Genomic DNA, 20990 nt, shown 5'->3' with positions numbered 1-20990 from the left:
ACAGTATCGTATATGTTTTAACATGCGATGACTGTTGCGTATCTTGAATCTCAAACAATTTCATATATGATATTCTTTCGGGGCTGGGTGGAAATCCCAACCGGCAGTAAATTTAAGCCTGCGACCTGTAGTGAACAGTTTCTGTTGACTATGGCTGATCTAGTGAGAATCTAGAGCCGACAGTGAAAGTCTGGATGGGAGGAAGAATCATCAGTGTACCATGACGCGCAATACATTGTATTTTTTAATACAGTCGTATCGCTTATTTAGTGATGGTAAAATAGCTGAAAATGTAGCATGTGCTATGCTGTTACATTATGATAAATCCAACCACTCGAACAGTTAAAACGAGTGGTTTTTTGTTTTTAGATTTGAGGTGATGACAATAAAACAATATTTAGAACAGGCAATCAGTTTAGCAGAAATGGTAGAAGGACAAACGGGTGTTAATCCACCTGTTGGCGCTGTTATTGTTAAAGAGGGTCGTATCATTGGTATGGGTGCACATCTTAAAAAAGGTGATAAGCATGCTGAAATTCAAGCAATTGATATGGCAGGGCAAGACAATGTGAAAGGTGCAACGATTTATGTTTCATTGGAACCATGTTCGCATTATGGTGCCACACCGCCGTGTGCAGCCCGTATTATTGAAACAGGTATTCAAAAAGTCGTTTATGCGGCTAGAGACATCACGTTACCTGCGACAGGTCATGATATGATGGTGGAAAAAGGCATTGATGTATACTATGAACCGCATCCACGTGCCGAGCAACTATACGCACCGTTCTTTACAAGTAAGACGGCATCGTTACCCATTGTCACTGTAAAAGTCAGTGCAAGTTTGGACGGTAAGCAAGCAACGGATCACGATGAAAGCCAATGGATTACATCAAAAGCTGTTAAAACAGATGTTTTCAAGTTACGTCATATGCATGATGCGATTGTAACTGGGAATGGAACGTTAACCGCGGATAACCCGAGCCTTACAGTACGTACAGCTGATGGTCGACATCCAGCGCGTGTAATATTGACGCGTTCAGGAAATATCAATTGGGATGCGACATTGTTCCACGATCATTTAGCACCAGTTTATGTGTACACAGATAACACAGCGCTTGTATCACCATTGGAACATGTCAACATTGTACAACTACCTAATACTGAAACTGAGACAGTCTTACATGATTTATATAACAAAGGTTTTGGCCGTGTCCTTATAGAAGCTGGGCCGAAACTAACTTCACAATTTTTAGCTTCTGAATTTATTTCAACCTTTATCCTTTATTTAGCCCCGAAAATAATAGGTGGTCAAGGTAAGTATCAATACTTTCAAACTGAAGGTGTGACGCCACTTGATCAGCTTAACCATTTTGAAATTGTACATTCTGAAATGATAGATACGGACATGAAACTACTCATGAAAAGGAAGTGATCTCATGTTCACGGGTATCGTTGAAGAAATTGGTACAATCCAATCGATAAAAAAGCAAAATCCTATAACAGAATTAACGATTCAATGTGAAAAAATCTTAAGTGATATGCATATCGGTGACTCGATTAGTGTGAATGGCACGTGTTTAACAGTCGTGCGATTTGATGCAACATCATTTACCGTTCAAGTCATTGCTGGCACAGAAGATAAAACGTATTTAGGACAATTATCGACAGGTCAATCAGTGAATCTAGAACGAGCCCTACTTGCGACTGGTCGTTTGGGCGGTCATTTCGTCCAAGGTCACGTCGATGATAAAGGCGTTATTTTGAATATTAAGCAATCCCGTAACGAATGGATTTATACGATTAAAGCACCGAATCATATTTTAAACCAAATGATTCCACAAGGTTCGATTGCGGTAGATGGTGTCAGCTTGACTGTTTTTAAAAAAGAAACGACAAGTTTTGATATTCATCTGATTCCTGAGACGCGTAAAGCGACAATATTATCGATGAAAAAGCAGGGCGATCCTGTCCATTTAGAAACAGATATGTTATTCAAATATGTTGAAAATATTACGCGTCAAAATAACGGTGTATCGGTAGATAGTTTATTACGTGCAGGTTTTTAACATTGATGAGAAGTCGAGGAGGGCTAAAGGATGGCGTTTGACAAGATAGAAGTTGCATTGCAAGCATTAAAAAACGGTGAATCAATTATTGTTTGCGATGATGACGACAGAGAGAACGAAGGCGATTTGCTCGCCATTACACAATGGATGAAAGACGATACGGTTAACTTTATGGCACGATATGGTCGCGGGTTGATTTGTTGTCCGGTTGATCAATCAATTGCACAACAAGCAGGTATTGATGCGATGGTGCAAAATAATACAGATCCACATTCGACAGCATTTACTGTCAGTATTGATCACGTTGATTCAACAACGGGTATTAGTGCGTTTGAACGAACACGTACTGCACGTGCGTTAATTGATGACAATATGACGGCTGCAACATTCAACCGACCTGGGCACGTATTTCCGCTCATTGCACATGAAAAAGGTGTATTAGGACGTCGTGGTCATACAGAAGCGACTGTCGATCTTGCGAAGTTAACAGGTGCGAAACCAGCGGGTGTCATCTGTGAAATTATGAATGAAGATGGCACGATGGCAAGAGGTGAAGCATTACAAATGTTCAAAGAAAAGCATGGTTTGTGCATGATTACGATTGATGATTTAGTAGATTACATTAAAACGAATCAGTCACTTATTACGCAAGAAGCGAAAGTGCAATTGCCAACACGCTATGGCACGTTTGATATGTATGGCTTTACGTCGGATATTGATGGTTCGGAATTAATCGCTGTTGTGAATGGTGACATTCAAGATGAAATGAATGTGCGTATTCATTCAGCGTGTGCAACGGGCGATATTTTTCATAGTGCAAGATGTGATTGTGGTGAACAATTAGAATTTGCCATGTCATATATTAACAATCATGGTGGTATGGTTATTTATTTACCACAAGAAGGTCGTGGCATTGGACTCATGAATAAGTTAAAAGCTTATGAATTAATTGAACAAGGCTACAATACCGTTTCGGCCAATGAGGCACTTGGGTTTGCGCCGGATATGCGTGACTATGATAATGCAGCACAAATTTTAAAACATTTCGGTGTTACGTCAGTGAACTTAATGACGAACAATCCGGAAAAATTTGAAGGTCTGGCACATTATGGTATTACGATGACAAATCGCATACCTGTTATTACGGAAACGAATGTGCACAATCATGACTATATGGAAGTCAAAAAAAATCAAATGAGACATTTAATATAATTGGAGGATAAAAACATGAATTTTGAAGGACAATTAGTAGGACAAGGATTAAAAATTGGTATCGTTGTAAGTCGTTTTAATGATTTGATTACAGGTCGTTTATTAGAAGGTGCATTGGACGCGTTGAAACGTCATCAAGTAGAGGAAGATGCGATTGATGTTGCATATGTACCGGGTGCATTTGAATTACCGATTGTTGCGAAAAAAATGGCACAATCTGGCAAATATGATGCAGTGATTACACTCGGTTGTGTCATTCGAGGTGCTACATCACATTACGACTACGTTTGTAATGAAGCGGCAAAAGGGATTGCCAAAGCGAGTGATGACACAGGTGTACCGGTTATTTTCGGTGTACTAACTACAGAAAATATCGAACAAGCCATTGAACGTGCTGGTACAAAAGCTGGTAATAAAGGTTCAGAAGTTGCAGTTGGCGCTATTGAAATGGCGAACTTATTAAAAGCGATTGGTTAATAACCATAAAATATGAATCACTAAAACAATGTGGTTGGTTGTGCTTTAAAGAAACATTACAATGTGTTGAGAAGAAAAAGGTATCTTGTTGTGTTTGGCGTGTCATCTGATTCTATACTTACCAATCATCCATACAACGATTAATAACCCACAACTCAATAATGGTGGTATTGAAGGGATAAACAATAAATCAAGTTAATAAAACGCGTATCGTATAGCTATCGAAATTTTGATAACTTCAAAGCACGGATACTGTTGATTTTCAGGCTGTATCAACGCCCTGTCAAGGACGGCCTAACGCGTTATGTTGCTTAAACGTTACGTGGTAATAGCTAGAACGCTTATTATGTTGACGTATTTATTTTGCATCACGAAGTAATCGTTTCTATTGCGAGACTCCTTGCAGAATAAGCCGACGTGAGAAATCCATAAACGCTTCTTAATGCTTTAAATAAAAGCGTTTATTAGTTCGAGCGAGGCCTGCAGGAAAGCGAGCAATAAAGAAACGATGGTACTGAAAAAGCGCACAACCCATCAAGATTGTACGCTTCGACATGCCTAGCTATTCCTACGTATATGAAATTATAATATAGGTACTTTTAATTATCTATCCACCACAGAAGATAGACAGTATAAAATAACCCCTTGAAGGTTTTGAATGAAATCTTCAAGGGGTTTCTGCTATTTAGTGTTTTTTACACTTTTTACCTAACAGTAATGCTGTTACAGCAACTGCACCTACTACAGCGAGTGATTTTGGTTTAACGAACTCTTTGAATGCAAGTGCTAAGTTTTGCGGACGTTCCGCAAGACGTCTCATAAAGTAGCCAAACCAGTCATCGCCATAAGGCACATAGATTGTAAAGTTGTAGCCTTCTTTTGCTATGGCTTCAGCAAGCTCAGAGCGGAAACCATATAGCATTTGAAATTCAAACTTAGACTTATCAATATTATGTGCTTCTACAAATGCTTTCACATGATTAATAACACGATGGTCGTGCGTCGCAATCGATGTAAAGTTTTGCGCATTTAATAATCTCTTTTCAATTAAACGAATGTAATTGGCATCAATTTCTTCGGTTGTTTGATAAGCGATATGTGGCGATTCTTTATAAGCACCTTTAACCAAACGAAGTCGTAAGTCAGGATATTTATCAATCAGCTCATCCGCTTTAAAGAGGTAAGCTTGAATCACTGTGCCAACATTAGAAAATTCAGTCTTTAACTGATCTAATGTATGTGTAATGTCTGATAAACTATCATATTTTTCAGTGTCAAAGTTAATGTGCATATGATTGTACTCATCTGCTTTTTTGACGATTTCGTATACGTTGTCGTAAGCAAGTTGACGATCGAATTCTGCCCCTAACTGACTAAGCTTAATAGAGACATGTGCGTCTAATTGATTTGTATGTATAGCCGACATGATTTTTAAGATGTCATCTTTGGCAGCAATCGCTTCTTGTTTTGAATTCACAAACTCACCAAGGTTGTCGACAGTTGCTGCAATATTTTTATTGTTAAGACGTCGAATTGTTCTGACAACGTCTTCGATAGAATTACCAGCTACAACTTTGTTTGCGCCTAGTGACGGACCAATTTTTTTAGCTGATGCATTAAGAAAAGCGTTGTTTGATAAAGCAATAAAAAAGTCTTTGAATAAACCCATTTTTATTCCTCCCATAACTTTGTTTGATGTTTAATTACAGTGTATCACGAACATTAATGTGATGAAAACGTTTTTAATGGAAAACTTTACAACGAAACATACGAAGTGCCCAAATAAGCTGTAATTGGAAATTATTTTTTGTTCAATATCATAGCGTTGTGCAATATTTGATTTTTATTAGCCATGATAGGGTAAGACAAGCTATAATGAAATATAAAAGTATTTAGCAAGAAAGGTTCGGTACATATGTGGAAATGGGAAACAGTAAGTGAAGCAAAAGGTGTCGTTGTTATTGTTCATAATTTGTTAGAGCATACAGGACGATATGCGTATGTTATTACACATTTGAGACGAAATGGCTACCATGTAATTATGGGGGACTTGCCAGGACAAGGGCAGACATCTCGTATGAATAAAGGTCAAGTAGACAGTTTTGATGAATATCATGAATCTGTTTTAGAGTGGTTGAAAATCGCAGAAGGGTACCATTTGCCGATTTTTATGATTGGTGTAGGTTTAGGCGGATTAATTGCCGTTAATTTACTTGAAAAAGTGGACTTAGGTATTGAAGGGCTTGTTTTAATCTCGCCACTGCTTGCTTTTCAAAATAATGGTCACACGCGTAAAAATATTTTAACGTCGAATATCGGCGATGTATCTAAAGCAGCGAAATTTGATTTAGGCATTGATGTAACAGATTTAACATCAAATGAAGAAGTACAAGAAGAAACGTTAAGCGATGCGCTTATGCTGAAAAAAGTGAGCTATCACTGGTATCAAGAAGTCGTGCGCAACATGAAAGAAACGGCGAATCATATTCATAATATGAAAGCTGTGCCGCTCTGCTTAATGTATGGTACGGCAGACCGCATTACGGATACTTCTGTGACACGCCAACTTGTGACCGTATGTGACTATGAGGAGCTTTATGTGAAGGCGTGGCAAGGCTTTGCACATGAAGTGCATAATGAACCACAACGAGAAGCGGTAATGCGCTATATTTTAAGCTTTTTAAACAATCGCGTTCACGCTGCCGGTTTTTTAGTGGAAGATGAAAATACACTAAAATGACATATATAAGGAAATGTTTGTTTCATAAAACGTGTAAATCAATTGTCTATAACTAAGATAATGTTATAACGTCATTTGCTAATGATAGTAAATAGACCATTTAATTTTAAAAATAGTATTAAAATGTTATGTTGGTAATAAATAGCGATATTATATATTTTTAAAACTTGAACTTAGCGGTAAAGCGTGATAGATTATTATATGTGAAATGCTTCACATATAAAAACGGTTATAACATTGATTATAGATAGATTGGAGAGAGTCTTTATGGCGAAAAAAGGTAATAAAGTAGTATTAGTAGGTGACGGTGCAGTAGGTGCAAGTTACGCATTTACAATGGTCAGTCAAGGTATTGCAGACGAGTTAGTGATTATTGACATTAATGAGGACAAAGTTCGTGGTGATGTACTTGATTTAAATCACGGTGCACCATATGCAATGTCTCCAGTAAAAGTTAAAGCAGGTCAATATTCAGACTGTGGCGACGCCGATTTAATCGTAATCTGTGCGGGTGCACCACAAAAAGTGGGCGAAACACGTTTAGACTTAGTTGAAAAAAATGCTAAGATTTACAAAGGTATTATCACACCAATTATGGATAGTGGTTTCGACGGTATTTTCTTAATCGCAGCAAACCCTGTTGACGTATTAACATATGTAACGTTGAAATACTCTGGCTTACCAAAACACAAAGTTATTGGTTCAGGTACAATTTTAGATACAGCACGCTTCAAACATTTATTAAGTGAAGAGTTCGATGTAGCACCATCAAGTGTACATGCTAACATTATTGGTGAACACGGTGACTCTGAAGTGCCAGTATGGTCAAGTGCAACAATTGCAGGTCGTCCATTATACGACTTATTGAAAGAAAACCCTGAAAAAGAACACTTAATCGAAGACATCTATGTAAATACACGTGATGCTGCATATGACATTATCAAAGCAAAAGGTGCAACTTACTACGGTGTTGCAATGGGCTTAATGCATATCTCTAAAGCGATTTTACGTAACCAAAATGTTGTATTAACAGTTTCTAGCTACTTAGAAGGTGAATACGGCGTTGATGGTGTTTACACAGGTGTACCAACAGTGATCAATGCTGAAGGTGCTGTACGTATTATCGAAACACCTTTAAATGAAGATGAAGCAGCGAAATTCAAAAAATCTGCGCAAATTCTTAAAGACATGCAAGACTCAATCAATCATTTATTCTAATATTAGATAAATTGTAAAAAGATGTCGTCCTTTATTGGGCGATGTCTTTTTTTATTACGTTATTGTCGGTTTCCTAGATTGTATTTGTAGGATATTATAATACAAAAGAAAATATTCTAAATTTGCTCAATATTATTAGTTTCAAAAGTTGCTTTAGTGGGTATATTAGTAATGTTGATTATGTTTCAAGATGGGAGAATGATGAATGACTGATGGTAAAGCAGATAACAAAAATGGTATTAAAGCATTGTATTCGTTGCAAACGGAAATAGAAACAGTGTTTGACGCAATTGCTGAAAAGTTCGAATTAACAAAGGACGAATTGCTAATCTTGTTGACGCTTTGGGAAAAGGGTGCGATGACTTTAAAAGAAATGGACAAATTTGTTCAAATCAAGTCATACAAACGCTCGCGTACATACAATCATTTAGTGAGTAAAAAGTGGATTTTTAAAGAGCGACCAACTAATGATGAGCGCACTGTTATGATTTACTATAACGAAGATATGCTTGATAAAAAGCGTGATTTATTTGCTATGATTGCTTCAGAAATTAAACATCATCAGACTAAAATGGACCAGCAATATAGCCAAATTATGAAGTTGGGCCTTGGAAACTAAAGCGCTTCATATTAAAAACTGTACGGATTTTGATGCCGTACAGTTTTTTGCATTTATCTTTTTTCTATTGCAATCACATAAGGTGGATGATTTTGCTGGTTAATAAAGCTGTATTGTAATATATGTGCTTGTTGTTGATCGAATGCTTGTAAATAGCGATACACGTGTTGGCTTTCAATTTGACCTTCAGGGTGTCCTGGATACACAACTAACACAATAATACCTTCTGGACGAAGCTGCTTAAAAATGGTTTCAATCGCTGAAATGGTTGTTTCTGGCTGTGTCACAATATGTTTATCACCTTTAGGCAAGTAACCCAAGTTGAAAATAGCAGCATCTAAGCGTGTTAAATGTTCAGCACTGATATGATTGACGATATTTTCATGACCTGTTTGAACGAGTGTCACATGTTGGAAGTTTTGTATTTTTTGATGTGTTGCCTCAATTGCTGCTCGTTGAATATCACAAGCATAAACATGGCCATCAGGTACTGCCTCTGCCAAAAACAAGGTATCATGCCCGTTACCACACGTTGCATCAATGACAGTACTATCTGCTTGAATATGTGACGTAATGAGTAATTTGGCAAACGGTAAGATGCGTTGGACAATCATTGTTGTACTGCTTTCTGATAACGACTACCTTGCGTCGATCCACGGCGCTCAAGCTCAGCATCAATATCGTTAAGTACTTCCCATTTGTTAACACTCCACATTGGTCCCACCATTAAATCAATTGGGCCATCGCCTGTAATACGATGAACAATCATTTCAGGTGGTAGAATTTCGAGCTGGTCACATACAAGGTTGATATAGGCTTCTTTCGACATAAATTGTAATAACCCTTTATCATATTGCTTTACCATTGGCGTGCCTTTTAAAAGGTGTAGTAAATGGATTTTAATACCTTGAACGTCCATATTCGCAACCGCTTTGGCTGTTTCCATCATCATGTCATAATCTTCGCCAGGTAACCCGTTAATAATATGGCTACATACGTTAATACCATGTTTGCGTAGTTTTGCAACACCTTCATAATACACATCCATATCATGTGCACGGTTAATGAGATCTGATGTTGTTTGATGGATCGTTTGTAAACCGAGTTCGACCCATAAATAGGTTCTTTCATTTAATTCTGCTAAATATTCTACAACGTCATCTGGCAAGCAGTCAGGACGTGTGCCAATGGATAATCCAACGACGCCTTCTTCTTGTAGTGCCGCTTCAAATTTTTCACGCAATACTTCGACAGGGGCGTGTGTATTTGTAAATGCTTGGAAATATGCGATGTATTTGCCTTCGTGCCATTTTTCATGCATGCGAGATTTGATTTCTTGAAATTGTACAGGAATGGCATCTGCGCGATTACCGGCAAAGTCACCGCTACCAGCTGCCGAACAAAATGTGCAGCCGCCATGTGCAACCGTGCCATCACGGTTTGGACAATCAAAGCCACCGTCCAATGCGACTTTAAATATTTTTTCACCAAATGTATTTTTTAGATGATAGTTAAGCGTATGATAGCGCTTGTTTTCGAAAGCATAAGGAAATACTGTTCCCATTTCGTCTCGTCCTTTCTCATTTACACAATATATTCCAAGATTTTACCATATTTTTTGACTGACGTGTTATATTGAAAGATATGACCATAGAGAGAAAGAGGAGATAATGATGCGAATGCCGCGCGCGATATGGTGGTTAGTTATCGGTATGGCAATTAATATTACCGGTGCGAGTTTTTTATGGCCGTTAAATACGATTTATATGACGAATGAACTCGGTAAATCATTGAGTGTTGCTGGTTTAGTGTTAATGATTAATTCGATTGGCATGATTGCTGGCAACTTACTAGGTGGGACAATGTTTGACCGTCTAGGCGGGTACCGTACGATTATGATTGGAACAATTTTTAGTTTAATTGCGACATGTCTTTTAAACTTTTTTCACGGATGGCCGTGGTATGCGATATGGCTTATTATGTTAGGTTTTGGTGGAGGTATGATTATCCCGGCAATTTATGCTATGGCAGGGGCGCTATGGCCACAAGGTGGACGCAAGACATTCAATGCCATTTATTTAGCACAAAATATTGGTGTCGCACTTGGAGCGGCATTAGGCGGTATCGTTGCGGACTTTAGTTTTAACTATATCTTTTTAGCGAACTTATTGATGTATGTCGCATTCTTTATTATTGCGATATGGCAATTCAATGTAGAATATCAAGCTACAGTGAAACAGCATACGACAATTGAAAATGTTGCAAACGTGCAAAATAAAAAGCACTTTACAGCACTTATTTTATTATGTGTGATGTTTGCATGCTGTTGGGTTGCTTACGTTCAGTGGCAAACAACAATCGCGTCTTTCACACAAGAAATAGGTATTTCTATGCCGCAGTATAGCTTATTATGGACATTAAATGGTGTGCTAATTTTAGTCGGTCAACCGTTAATTGCACCGATTGTTCATTTGTTGAAAGGGCAATTGAAAAAACAATTATACGTTGGTGTCTTTATTTTAATTTTGTCATTTTATGTTACAAGCTTTGCGACATCTTTTTCATTTTTTGTTGTCGGTATGGTGATTATGACCTTTGCAGAAATGTTTATTTGGCCAGCAGTGCCGACGATTGCCAGTCATCTTGCCCCTCAAGGGCGTGAAGGCGTGTATCAAGGTATCGTCAATTCTGCATCGACAGTTGGTAAAGCATTAGGACCGCTTGTGGGCGGTTTACTTGTCGATTATTTCAATATGCATGTGATGTTCTTATCAATGATTGGATTGCTCGTTATCGGTTTATTCTTTTTAGCCGTATTTGATCGTGGGATTAAAGGTCATTCAATGTTTCAGTAATGTGTCACAGAAATAAAAGATTATGCTTGCAACGATAGGTTAAATTGCCTATTATAGAATATAATATAGTGTCTATATTAAGTGGATTTTCAACGGAGTAGTAGCTTAATGTGTAATCTTCAGAGAGTTAGTGTTGGTGCGAACTAACGATTGCAATTAGGTGAACTTGCCAATATAAAAAATGAATAACAGAACATCTCAACTATTATTGAAATGAAGTGCACGTATGTGAATGAGGGTGGTACCGCGGCATGATTGTCGTCCCTAAGGAATAACAGTAGTTTGAGGTGTTTTTTGTATTTTAGGAGGGCAATGCTGTGAATTATGATCATAAGCAAATTGAGAAAAAGTGGCAAAATTATTGGTTAGACAACAAAACGTTTAAAACGGAAGACAATCTAGGGCAAAAGAAATTTTATGCTTTAGACATGTTCCCATATCCATCAGGTGCAGGGCTACACGTTGGTCATCCTGAGGGTTACACAGCAACAGATATCGTGTCACGTTATAAACGTATGCAAGGCTATAATGTCCTTCATCCAATGGGGTGGGATGCGTTTGGCTTGCCGGCTGAACAATATGCGTTAGATACGGGTAATGACCCAGCTGAATTTACGAAGCAGAATATTCAAACGTTTAAACGCCAAATTCAAGAGCTTGGCTTTAGTTATGATTGGGATCGTGAAGTAAGCACAACAGATCCTGAATATTACAAATGGACGCAATGGATTTTTATTCAACTTTATAAAAAAGGTTTAGCTTACATTGATGAGATTCCAGTTAACTGGTGTGAAGCACTCGGTACAGTACTATCTAATGAAGAAGTTATCGACGGTGTGTCTGAACGTGGTGGGCACCCGGTTGTCCGTCGTCCGATGAAACAATGGGTATTAAAAATTACCGAGTATGCAGATCGTTTGCTTAAAGACTTGGAGGATTTAGATTGGCCAGAGTCAATTAAAGATATGCAACGCAACTGGATCGGTCGCTCTGAAGGGGCAAAAGTAAGCTTTAAAGTTGCGTCATCTGATGAAACGATTGAAGTTTTCACAACACGTCCAGATACGCTATACGGTGCGACATTCCTTGTATTAAGCCCAGAACATCGTTTGGTAGATGAAATCACATCATCAGAACAGATGGAAAAAGTGGCAGCGTATCAAGTAGAAGCATCTAAAAAGTCAGATCTTGAACGTACAGATTTAGCAAAAGTGAAAACAGGTGTCTTTACAGGTGCTTATGCAGAGCATCCACTTTCAGGTAAACAAATTCCAATTTGGATTGCGGACTATGTACTTGCGTCTTATGGTACAGGTGCTGTTATGGCGGTTCCAGGTCATGACGAACGTGACTATGAGTTTGCTGAAACATTTGGTTTAGACGTAGTGAATGTCATTGAACACACTGAAGATACACCGGTTTATACTGGCGATGGCCCACACGTTAACTCTGGTGAATTAGATGGCCTTAACAATGCAGAGGCAATTGACAAAGCGATTGCGATTTTAGAAGAAAAAGGCGCTGGTGAACGCAAAGTAAACTACAAGTTGAGAGACTGGTTGTTTAGCCGTCAACGTTATTGGGGCGAGCCAATTCCAATTATTCATTGGGAAGACGGTACAATGACAACAGTGCCAGAATCAGAATTGCCATTGCTATTACCGAAAATGGATCAAATTAAGCCATCCGGTACAGGCGAATCACCCCTCGCAAATAGTGCGGAATTTGTGAATGTTGTAGATGAAAAGACAGGCATGAAAGGCCGTCGTGAAACAAATACAATGCCACAATGGGCAGGTAGCTGCTGGTATTACTTACGTTATATCGATCCGAAAAATGATCAAATGTTAGCAGATCCTGAAAAGTTAAAACATTGGTTACCAGTTGACCTATATATCGGTGGTGTAGAACATGCGGTACTTCACTTGTTGTACGCACGTTTCTGGCACAAAGTGCTTTATGATCTTGGTGTCGTACCAACGAAAGAGCCATTCCAAAAACTTTTCAACCAAGGTATGATTTTGGGCGAAGGTAACGAAAAAATGAGTAAGTCTAAAGGTAATGTCGTGAACCCAGATGAAATTGTTGCATCTCACGGGGCGGATACGTTGCGCTTGTACGAAATGTTCATGGGGCCACTTGATGCGTCTATCGCTTGGAGTGAGACAGGACTTGACGGTGCGCGTCGTTTCTTAGACCGTGTATGGCGTTTATTCGTGACAGAAGATCATACGTTATCAGACAAAGTTGTGGATGCACCGACGCCAAAATTAGAGCAAGTGTATCATCAAACGGTTAAGAAAGTAACGGATGACTTTGAAACATTAAACTTTAATACTGCGATCAGTCAATTGATGGTCTTTATTAATGAAGGCTACAAAGCGGACGCTATCAATCGTGTTTATGTGGAAGGATTCGTTAAAATGTTAGCGCCAATCGCACCACATATCGGTGAAGAATTATGGGCAATTTTAGGTCATGAAGAAACAATCACGTACCAACCTTGGCCAACGTATGATGAAGCTTTATTACAAGCGGATACAGTTGAAATCGTTGTTCAAATTAATGGTAAAGTACGTGCGAAACTTGAAATTGCGAAAGATACACCGAGAGAAGAAATGGAGCGTATCGCTTTAGCAGATGACACGGTAAAAGCGAACTTAGAAGGTAAAGACGTTAAGAAAGTCATTGCTGTACCGCAAAAACTTGTGAACATTGTTGCAAAATAGGAGTGAGACGATGAAAGAAATTTCAATGGATCAACTAAAAGAGAAAATATTAAGTAATGAACCACTTCATATCGTTGATGTGCGAGAGAATGACGAAGTGGCATTAGGGATGATTCCAAATGCGACACACATTCCAATGCAAGAAATTCCACAGCATGTAAATGATTTTGATAAAGATAAAACATACTATATTGTATGTGCCGCTGGTGCGCGTAGTGCGAGAGTTGTTGACTATCTAACTGATCAAGAGATTGATGCAGTGAACGTTGATGGCGGTATGAATGCATGGGGCGACGGTGGTTTAACATACGGTGGGATTTAATCCCGATATCATAACTTAAATAAGCAGAGGATGTCCACAAGTGTATGGGACATCCTCTGTTTGCGTATTATGGTGTATATTGTCCGGCGTAGTAACCGGCAACGTAACCAGTAACAAGTGCACTTGTAATATTATAACCGCCAGTGTAGCCGTGTATATCGAGTAGTTCGCCACATAGAAATAGGCCGTCTTGGCATTTCGAACCCATTGTTGTAGGGACGACTTCTTTAATGGAGACACCGCCACCTGTTACAAAGGCTTTTTCTAATGGAAGCGTACCATTGACTGTAAACGTGAAAGCTTTAAATTGATGGGCTAAGTCATTTATTTGTTGCATGCTTAAATGATGATACGTTGTTTCTAAATCAATGTGTGCTTGTTCAAGCATAAAGTGTAAATAGCGTGTTTCAATCAAACCTTTAAGTGCATTTTTAATAATTTTATCCGGTTGTGACTTTAATAATTTAATAATCTGTTGTTTCACCTGTTCTTCATTCATTGATGGAAATACATCAAGTTGCATTTGAATGTCTTGACGTTTTTGTTGCTGTTGTTCTTTGTAAATAAATTGACTACATCTTAATGCGGCGGGGCCACTAATACCGAAATGGGTGAACAACATATCCATTTGATGTGTAATACGCTTTTTACCATTTTTACGTAATACAGATAAGGCAACATCTTTTAAACTGAGTCCTTTCAGTGTTTGTTCACGAATAAATGGTTCACTTGAACGAATCGGTACTTCGGTTGGAAACAAGTCTGTAATCGTATGACCAAAAGCTTTGGCGAATGCATAACCATCACCTGTTGAACCTGTATGCGGCACACTTGTCCCACCTGTTGCAATCACAACGGTTTGCGCGTCGTACGTTTTACCATTTTCTAATGTCACAGTAAAGTGGGCGTCTGACGTAGATATAGCTGAGACAGGACTGTTCTCTAAAACTTCAACATGATGTTTGTTCAATTCTGCAACTAATACATCAAGTACATCTTGAGATTTGTCCGTCACAGGAAACATGCGTCCGTGATCTTCTTCTTTAAGTTTTAACCCACGTGATTCGAAAAACTGAATAATAGATTGGTTATCAAAAAGTGAGAAAGGGCTATACAAGAACTTACCATTCCCCGGAATATTTTTAATGATTTCTTCGTAAGGTAAGTTATTCGTTACATTACAGCGCCCACCGCCTGATATTTTAAGTTTGCGACCGAGCCCTTGCTTCTTTTCTATCAGTAAGACACTTTGATTGTTTTGACTCGCTGAGATGGCAGCCATAATACCACTTGGTCCACCACCGATGACAATAGTTTGATACATGTATGATTTTCTCCTTCAAATTGTATATATTATTGATTTTAACATAATCGGTTTATGTGTATAATGATGTTGTTATGCTATAATGAGTGTTCAAAAAATCAAAAGTAGGTTGATGATTCTATGAGTGAAAATAAGGAGTTAGTACGGGGGACGTTTTTATTAACGATTAGTATTTTAATCACTAAAATATTAGGTATTTTATATATCATTCCGTTTTACCGTATTATTGGTGGTGCAGATAATTTGGCACCATTTAACTATGCATACGGCCCCTATAATATTGCGATTGCCGTCGCAACAGCAGGTGTGCCACTTGCAGCTTCAAAATATGTGGCGAAATACAATGCGTTAGGTGCGTATCGTGTCAGTCAGAAGTTGTATAAATCAAGTTTTATTGTAATGAGTATTACAGGTGTGCTTGGTTTTATCGCCCTGTATGCTTTGTCGCCTATGATCGCTAATATTACCATTGCGAACAATACGAATCAAAATGCAGGTTGGACAGTGGATCAAATTACGAGCATTATTCGTACAATCAGCTTCGTTGTAATTTTTATTCCGGTACTTGCGACATGGCGTGGTGTTTTCCAAGGCTATAAGTCTATGGGGCCTACAGCTGTATCGGAAGTCACTGAACAAATCGCACGTATCGTGTTTATTTTATTAGGAAGCTATCTTGTATTAAACGTGTTTGACGGTTCGGTGTTATTCGCGAACGGTATTGCGACATTTGGTGCAGCGATTGGTGCCATTACGGGTATTTTAACTTTATGGTGGTATTGGATTAAACGTCGTAAAGGGATTCATGAAATGGTTGCATCTGATATGACTGGGATCGATGTATCATACACACAAATGTACAAAGAAATTATTTCTTATAGTATTCCATTTGTTATCGTAAGTTTAAATTATCCATTATTTATGATTGTTGACCAACTAACACATAACAATGCGTTAAACGTTGCCGGCATTTCGCATAGTATGCAAGACATGTTCTTCACAATTTTAAATATGACAACGAATAAAATTGTAATGATTCCGACTTCATTAGCAGCTGGCTTTGCGGTAAGTTTAGTACCATTTATTACGAAAACGTATGAAGAAGGTAACTATAAAGAAATGCACAGACAAATTCAAACAGCGCTAGGCATTCTTACGTATATTACAATTCCAGCAAGTTTCGGTATTATGGCGCTTGCTGTGCCACTTTATACGGTGTTCTATGAATACAGTATTGAAGGAAGTCGTTTACTCTTTATCTATGCGCCTGTTGCCATCTTAATTTCGTTATTAAGTGTTATTGCATCGATGTTACAAGGGATTAATAAACAAAAGTTAACCGTGTTTATTATTTTAGGTTCTGTCTTAATCAAGCTAGTATTGAATCATCCATTAATCGTGATGTTCCATACGGCTGGTGCCATTTTAAGTACAGCGATTGCACTGACATTTGCGATTGTCGCAAGTCTGATGATTATTCGAAAATACGCGGGCTTTAAATTAGCGGATACGGTGTTAGACGTTGGAAAAATATTGATGTACGGATTTGTCATGATGATCATTGTAGAATTGGTTTACTACGGTTTACAATTCTTTATTTCTCCAGCAAGCCAAGTAGGTGCGTTGATTATTACCGTTGTATGTGCGCTTATAGGCGTTATCGTTTATGGTACGATTACGATGAAAACACGTATGGCCGATAAGTTTTTAGGAGAAATTCCAAATAAGATCCGCAGAAAGTTAGGGGTTATCTAATGCGTTTGGATAAGTTTCTAGCGAACATGGGTGTTGGGACGCGTAATGAGGTCAAAGCAATGTTGAAAAAAGGACAAGTGACAGTCAATGGACAAACAATAAAAAGTCCGAAACAGCAAATAAATCCTGAGGCTGATGATGTGCGTGTTGACGGTCAACAAGTGATGTTCGAACCTTATGTCTATTTGATGTTGCATAAGCCTGCTGGTGTTATATCGGCAACTGAAGATCCATCACAAAAGACGGTTATCGATTTAATTCCAGAATATGCACATTTAAATTTATTTCCAGTTGGCCGTCTTGATAAGGATACGGAAGGTTTATTGTTGATTACGAATGATGGGACGTTTAATCATCGTTTGATGAGTCCAAACAAACATGTGCCGAAACAGTATTATGTTGAACTTGCTAAGCCGGTTGCGCCAAATGCAGTCGCGCAGTTTAAAGCAGGTATTGAACTGAAAGAAGGCTTATTAAAACCAGCAACACTTGAAATTTTAGAGCCCAGTCACACTGCACGTGTGACGATTCATGAAGGAAAATATCATCAAGTGAAGCGAATGTTTCATGCAGTAGATAATGAAGTAGTGTATTTAAAAAGAGAGGCAATTGGCGTTTTACAACTTGATGCGCAGCTCGAAAAAGGGGCGTATCGAAAGTTAACTGAAGCAGAAATTGCATTATTTCCAGAATAAATGTAAATAATAGTGAGAGGCTTAACAGTTGAGTCTCTCGCTTTTTTTAGGTAAATAAACTAAAAATGTTTAACGTATGATTCGGTAGGGAAAGAGTATTAAAACATACAGAGGTGATGACTATGGCAAAATCTAATCAAGTCTTAAAAACAATGATCGGTCTCGGTGGCGCACTGGCAGCAGTTGTTCTTTCAAATAAAGCACGACGTGATAAAGTGAAAGAAACGTATCAAAATTATAAACAAGATCCTGAAGGCTACAAACAGTTAGCACAAGAGAAAGCGTCACAGTTGAGTATGATCGCAACAGACGAAATTAGCAAAGTAAAAGAAGACCCAAAAGCATATGTGGAAACAATTAAGCAAGATCCGAAAGCTTTCTTGAATGATAAGAAAGAACAATTATTACAAGAAGAAGCTGTGAAGTCAGAACGCAAAGAAGATGACTTCGTTGGAGAAGGTGGCGGCGATCCGTCACAAAATCTTAATGAGTCCACAAAAGAAGTTTTGAAAAACAAAAATGAAGCGTAGTAGTTAAAAGGTTGGGATAATATTCCTGGCCTTTTTTCATTTGTAAAGGAAAAATGTTACAACGCTATTTATCAGAAAATTAAAAACTATATCTGTTTTTGCTGTTGCTGAACAAGAAAATCATGTAAAATGAAAAGTACAACTATTTTAGAAAGAAGCTGAGACGCATGTGGAGAGAGAAAGTAAAAGAATATGAAGATCAAATCATTGAAGACTTGAACGGATTATTAGCGATTCCGTCTGTTCGTAATGATGCGGAAGCGACGGCGGATGCACCCGTTGGTCCTGGTCCGAAAGCGGCACTGGAATATATGTATCAATTAGCGAAACGTGATGGTTTTAAGACGTTTGATACAGATCACTTAGCTGGACGAATTGAAGTCGGCAAAGGTGAAGACTTATTTGGTATTTTAGGGCATGTCGATGTGGTACCTGCAGGCGATGATTGGGATACAGATCCATTCACACCTGTTGTGACAGACGATCGTGTTATTGCGAGAGGAACGTTGGATGACAAAGGGCCGACAATCGCAGCTTATTATGCGGTGAAGATTTTAAACGATATGAAAGTCGATTGGAAGAAACGCATTCACATTATTATCGGTACTGATGAAGAGTCTGATTGGAAATGTACAGATCGTTACTTTGAAACTGAAGAAATGCCAACGATTGGTATTGCGCCTGATGCCGAATTTCCATTAATTCATGGTGAAAAAGGTATTACAACTTTTGATATTCAGCAAACGGCTTTAGCGCACGATGATGACGAGCCAGAAATCGAGTTACATCAGTTCACATCAGGTGAGCGTTATAACATGGTGCCTGACGTAGCACAAGCAGACTTATTAGTGAAAGAAAATATGACGAATACGATTCAACATTTTGAAGCTTTCTTGTCGGAACACCAACTTGCCGGTAATCATGAAGTTGAAAATGGCATTTTAAAGCTAACGGTATACGGTAAAGCTGTGCATGGCATGGACCCATCAATTGGCGTGAATGCCGGACTATTTTTATTACACTTCTTAAATACACTCAATTTGGATCAAACAGCACGCAACTGGACAGCGTTTAGTGAACGTTACTTGTATGCGTCACATTTTGGTGAAAAAATGGGCATGCAATATCATACCGACCAAATGGGTGATTTAACGACGAATATCGGCATTTTAAAATATGACAAAGCGCATGGTGGGACGTTTGGCATTAATTTACGCTATCCAGAAGGTTTTGATTTTGATCAAGCGATTCAACAATTTGAAGATGATATTCAAGCACTTGGCTTTGAACTTAAAATAGGTAAAGTACAAAAACCCCATTTTGTAGATCCGAGTGCCCCATTTATTCAAAAACTGTTAACAGCGTATCGCAATCAAACAGGGGATATGTCACCTTCTTATACGATTGGCGGCGGTACATACGCGCGTAATCTTGATAAAGGGGTTGCATTTGGAGCGATGTTTGACGACTCTGAAGATTTAATGCATCAAAAGAATGAATACATCACGAAGAAGCAATTGTTTAATGCGACAAGTATTTACTTAGAAGCAATTTATTCTATTTGTGTGGAGGAATGAGTATGACAAAAATTTTAGTAAATGATGTTTTAGTAGATGAGCAAGATGCAAAGGTATCCTACAATGATAGGGGCTACAACTTTGGTGACGGTATTTATGAATATGTTCGCTTGTATGATAATAAGTTATTCACTGCGAAAGAGCATTTTGAGCGTCTATTAAGAAGCGCACAAGAAATTGGTTTAGATATTGATTATACGGTTGAATCATTATCAGCGTTAGTGCGCAAGTTAGCTGAAGCGAATGGTGTCACAGATGGTGGTGTGTACATGCAAATTACACGAGGTGCTGCACCAAGAAATCATGCTTTTCCAACACCACCCGTTCCACCTGTATTAACAGCATTTACAAAATCATATGAACGACCATATGACGAATTAGAAAATGGTGTTTCAATTGTGACAACGGAGGACGTACGTTGGTTGCGTTGTGATATTAAGAGCCTTAATTTACTCGGCAATGTGTTAGCGAAAGAATATGCGACAAAATACAATGCTGAAGAAGCAGTGCAACATCGTGACGGTATCGTAACAGAAGGGGCATCAAGTAACGTTTTTGCGATTAAAGACGGTGTGGTGCATACGCATCCTGCGAACAATCTTATTTTGAATGGGATTACGCGTCGTGTGATTCAATGGATTTGTGAAGATGAAAATATTACGTTTAATGAAGAAGCCTTTACATTGGATTTCTTAAAATCTGCTGATGAAGTGATTATTTCAAGTACATCAGCTGAAGTGATGCCAGTTGTGAAGATTGATGGAGAAGTTGTAAACGATGGTAAAGTAGGACCTGTTACGCGTAAATTACAAGCAGGTTTTGACCGTTATATCGCATCACATTCTCATTAGTTAAACGAACAAAAATATTT

General features: G+C 38.3%; 19 protein-coding genes, 1 pseudogene and 1 riboswitch. Of the genes and pseudogenes, 16 read left to right on the top strand and 4 right to left on the bottom strand.

The annotated features are described in order from the left end of the window. Positions 1-69 precede the first annotated feature (69 nt). Positions 70-210, top strand: a riboswitch (FMN riboswitch). 175 nt (positions 211-385) lie between these two features. From ribD to TP70_RS12785, 5 genes and pseudogenes are all read left to right on the top strand, one after another. Continuing rightward, the gene (ribD, locus tag TP70_RS09590; protein WP_044361297.1) at positions 386-1432 is read left to right on the top strand and encodes a bifunctional diaminohydroxyphosphoribosylaminopyrimidine deaminase/5-amino-6-(5-phosphoribosylamino)uracil reductase RibD; all 1047 of its coding nucleotides are present in this window, start codon (positions 386-388) and stop codon (positions 1430-1432) included. A gap of 4 nt (positions 1433-1436) precedes the next feature. Next, complete coding sequence (locus TP70_RS09585) at positions 1437-2066, top strand: riboflavin synthase (protein ID WP_044361271.1); 630 nt, start codon at positions 1437-1439, stop codon at positions 2064-2066. A gap of 30 nt (positions 2067-2096) precedes the next feature. Further along, a complete protein-coding gene (locus TP70_RS09580) occupies positions 2097-3278 on the top strand; it encodes a bifunctional 3,4-dihydroxy-2-butanone-4-phosphate synthase/GTP cyclohydrolase II (RefSeq protein ID WP_044361269.1) in 1182 nt (393 codons plus the stop codon). A gap of 15 nt (positions 3279-3293) precedes the next feature. Next, a complete protein-coding gene (gene ribH / locus TP70_RS09575; protein WP_044361267.1) occupies positions 3294-3755 on the top strand; it encodes a 6,7-dimethyl-8-ribityllumazine synthase in 462 nt (153 codons plus the stop codon). Between the two features lie 157 nt (positions 3756-3912). After that, positions 3913-4070, top strand: a pseudogene (locus TP70_RS12785) (transposase); the annotation flags it as partial. Between the two features lie 370 nt (positions 4071-4440). Here the strand turns inward: TP70_RS12785 and TP70_RS09570 are convergent. Next, positions 4441-5424 (bottom strand): proline dehydrogenase family protein, encoded by a 984-nt coding sequence (locus tag TP70_RS09570; protein WP_044361265.1) that lies wholly within the window; start codon positions 5422-5424, stop codon positions 4441-4443. Positions 5425-5670: 246 nt separating this feature from the next. Here TP70_RS09570 and TP70_RS09565 point away from each other — a divergent pair, with 246 nt between their 5' ends. The 3 genes from TP70_RS09565 to TP70_RS09555 all read left to right on the top strand — a co-directional run bounded on the left by TP70_RS09565 (position 5671) and on the right by TP70_RS09555 (position 8332). Continuing rightward, positions 5671-6495, top strand: coding sequence for an alpha/beta fold hydrolase (locus tag TP70_RS09565; protein WP_044361263.1), 825 nt, complete (start codon positions 5671-5673; stop codon positions 6493-6495). 267 nt (positions 6496-6762) lie between these two features. Then, entirely contained in the window at positions 6763-7713 is a 951-nt protein-coding gene (locus TP70_RS09560; protein ID WP_044361261.1) for an L-lactate dehydrogenase, read from the top strand. 205 nt (positions 7714-7918) lie between these two features. Next, a complete protein-coding gene (locus TP70_RS09555; protein ID WP_052502910.1) occupies positions 7919-8332 on the top strand; it encodes a transcriptional regulator, SarA/Rot family in 414 nt (137 codons plus the stop codon). Between the two features lie 53 nt (positions 8333-8385). Here the strand turns inward: TP70_RS09555 and TP70_RS09550 are convergent, their stop codons facing one another. Both TP70_RS09550 and TP70_RS09545 read right to left on the bottom strand, forming a co-directional pair. Further along, positions 8386-8946, bottom strand: a complete 561-nt coding sequence (locus TP70_RS09550) for a tRNA (mnm(5)s(2)U34)-methyltransferase (RefSeq protein WP_044361259.1) — start codon at positions 8944-8946, stop codon at positions 8386-8388. Continuing rightward, positions 8943-9896: a TIGR01212 family radical SAM protein gene (locus tag TP70_RS09545; protein ID WP_044361257.1), complete on the bottom strand. Its 954-nt coding sequence runs from the start codon at positions 9894-9896 to the stop codon at positions 8943-8945. Before TP70_RS09545 ends, TP70_RS09550 begins: the two co-directional genes overlap by 4 nt. 109 nt (positions 9897-10005) lie before the next feature. Between TP70_RS09545 and TP70_RS09540 the strand changes: the two genes are divergently transcribed. From TP70_RS09540 to TP70_RS09530, 3 genes are all read left to right on the top strand, one after another. Continuing rightward, positions 10006-11187 carry an MDR family MFS transporter gene (locus TP70_RS09540; protein ID WP_044361255.1) on the top strand — a complete coding sequence of 394 codons (1182 nt, stop codon included), beginning with the start codon at positions 10006-10008 and terminating at the stop codon, positions 11185-11187. A 317-nt stretch (positions 11188-11504) separates the two neighbouring features. Further along, a complete protein-coding gene (gene leuS, locus TP70_RS09535; RefSeq protein WP_044361252.1) occupies positions 11505-13916 on the top strand; it encodes a leucine--tRNA ligase in 2412 nt (803 codons plus the stop codon). A 10-nt stretch (positions 13917-13926) separates the two neighbouring features. After that, on the top strand, positions 13927-14238 hold the full coding sequence (locus TP70_RS09530; protein ID WP_044361250.1) for a rhodanese-like domain-containing protein: 312 nt from the start codon (positions 13927-13929) through the stop codon (positions 14236-14238). A 67-nt stretch (positions 14239-14305) separates the two neighbouring features. On the opposite strand, the gene TP70_RS09525 is transcribed toward TP70_RS09530, so the two are convergent. Beyond that, the gene (locus TP70_RS09525) at positions 14306-15562 is read right to left on the bottom strand and encodes a BaiN/RdsA family NAD(P)/FAD-dependent oxidoreductase (protein WP_044361248.1); all 1257 of its coding nucleotides are present in this window, start codon (positions 15560-15562) and stop codon (positions 14306-14308) included. A 120-nt stretch (positions 15563-15682) separates the two neighbouring features. Here TP70_RS09525 and TP70_RS09520 point away from each other — a divergent pair, with 120 nt between their 5' ends. The 5 genes from TP70_RS09520 to dat all read left to right on the top strand — a co-directional run bounded on the left by TP70_RS09520 (position 15683) and on the right by dat (position 20970). Then, positions 15683-17317, top strand: a complete 1635-nt coding sequence (locus TP70_RS09520) for a putative polysaccharide biosynthesis protein (RefSeq protein WP_044361246.1) — start codon at positions 15683-15685, stop codon at positions 17315-17317. Beyond that, a complete protein-coding gene (locus tag TP70_RS09515) occupies positions 17317-18012 on the top strand; it encodes a pseudouridine synthase (protein WP_044361244.1) in 696 nt (231 codons plus the stop codon). The genes TP70_RS09520 and TP70_RS09515 overlap by 1 nt, the downstream gene beginning before the upstream one ends. 122 nt (positions 18013-18134) lie before the next feature. Continuing rightward, positions 18135-18542 (top strand): hypothetical protein, encoded by a 408-nt coding sequence (locus TP70_RS09510; protein WP_044361242.1) that lies wholly within the window; start codon positions 18135-18137, stop codon positions 18540-18542. A gap of 167 nt (positions 18543-18709) precedes the next feature. Beyond that, positions 18710-20119, top strand: coding sequence for a dipeptidase PepV (gene pepV, locus TP70_RS09505; protein WP_044361240.1), 1410 nt, complete (start codon positions 18710-18712; stop codon positions 20117-20119). A gap of 2 nt (positions 20120-20121) precedes the next feature. Beyond that, positions 20122-20970, top strand: coding sequence for a D-amino-acid transaminase (gene dat / locus TP70_RS09500; protein WP_044361238.1), 849 nt, complete (start codon positions 20122-20124; stop codon positions 20968-20970). Positions 20971-20990: the final 20 nt, after the last annotated feature.

The sequence above is a fragment of the Staphylococcus microti genome (genome assembly GCF_000934465.1).
Taxonomy (GTDB): Bacteria; Bacillota; Bacilli; order Staphylococcales; family Staphylococcaceae; genus Staphylococcus; species Staphylococcus microti.
This window is presented reverse-complemented; position numbering and strand designations above follow the sequence as displayed.

Excerpts from the sequence above, each read along its gene's own strand:
- TP70_RS09520 (WP_044361246.1), top strand. The coding sequence starts at position 15,683 with ATGAGTGAAAATAAGGAGTTAGTACGGGGGACGTTTTTATTAACGATT.
- dat (WP_044361238.1), top strand. The coding sequence starts at position 20,122 with ATGACAAAAATTTTAGTAAATGATGTTTTAGTAGATGAGCAAGATGCA.
- TP70_RS09525 (WP_044361248.1), bottom strand. The coding sequence starts at position 15,562 with ATGTATCAAACTATTGTCATCGGTGGTGGACCAAGTGGTATTATGGCT.
- TP70_RS09530 (WP_044361250.1), top strand. The coding sequence starts at position 13,927 with ATGAAAGAAATTTCAATGGATCAACTAAAAGAGAAAATATTAAGTAAT.
- TP70_RS09555 (WP_052502910.1), top strand. The coding sequence starts at position 7,919 with ATGACTGATGGTAAAGCAGATAACAAAAATGGTATTAAAGCATTGTAT.
- pepV (WP_044361240.1), top strand. The coding sequence starts at position 18,710 with ATGTGGAGAGAGAAAGTAAAAGAATATGAAGATCAAATCATTGAAGAC.
- TP70_RS09550 (WP_044361259.1), bottom strand. The coding sequence starts at position 8,946 with ATGATTGTCCAACGCATCTTACCGTTTGCCAAATTACTCATTACGTCA.
- TP70_RS09515 (WP_044361244.1), top strand. The coding sequence starts at position 17,317 with ATGCGTTTGGATAAGTTTCTAGCGAACATGGGTGTTGGGACGCGTAAT.
- ribH (WP_044361267.1), top strand. The coding sequence starts at position 3,294 with ATGAATTTTGAAGGACAATTAGTAGGACAAGGATTAAAAATTGGTATC.
- TP70_RS09565 (WP_044361263.1), top strand. The coding sequence starts at position 5,671 with ATGTGGAAATGGGAAACAGTAAGTGAAGCAAAAGGTGTCGTTGTTATT.
- TP70_RS09585 (WP_044361271.1), top strand. The coding sequence starts at position 1,437 with ATGTTCACGGGTATCGTTGAAGAAATTGGTACAATCCAATCGATAAAA.
- TP70_RS09560 (WP_044361261.1), top strand. The coding sequence starts at position 6,763 with ATGGCGAAAAAAGGTAATAAAGTAGTATTAGTAGGTGACGGTGCAGTA.
- TP70_RS09570 (WP_044361265.1), bottom strand. The coding sequence starts at position 5,424 with ATGGGTTTATTCAAAGACTTTTTTATTGCTTTATCAAACAACGCTTTT.
- TP70_RS09540 (WP_044361255.1), top strand. The coding sequence starts at position 10,006 with ATGCGAATGCCGCGCGCGATATGGTGGTTAGTTATCGGTATGGCAATT.
- TP70_RS09510 (WP_044361242.1), top strand. The coding sequence starts at position 18,135 with ATGGCAAAATCTAATCAAGTCTTAAAAACAATGATCGGTCTCGGTGGC.
- TP70_RS09545 (WP_044361257.1), bottom strand. The coding sequence starts at position 9,896 with ATGGGAACAGTATTTCCTTATGCTTTCGAAAACAAGCGCTATCATACG.
- TP70_RS09580 (WP_044361269.1), top strand. The coding sequence starts at position 2,097 with ATGGCGTTTGACAAGATAGAAGTTGCATTGCAAGCATTAAAAAACGGT.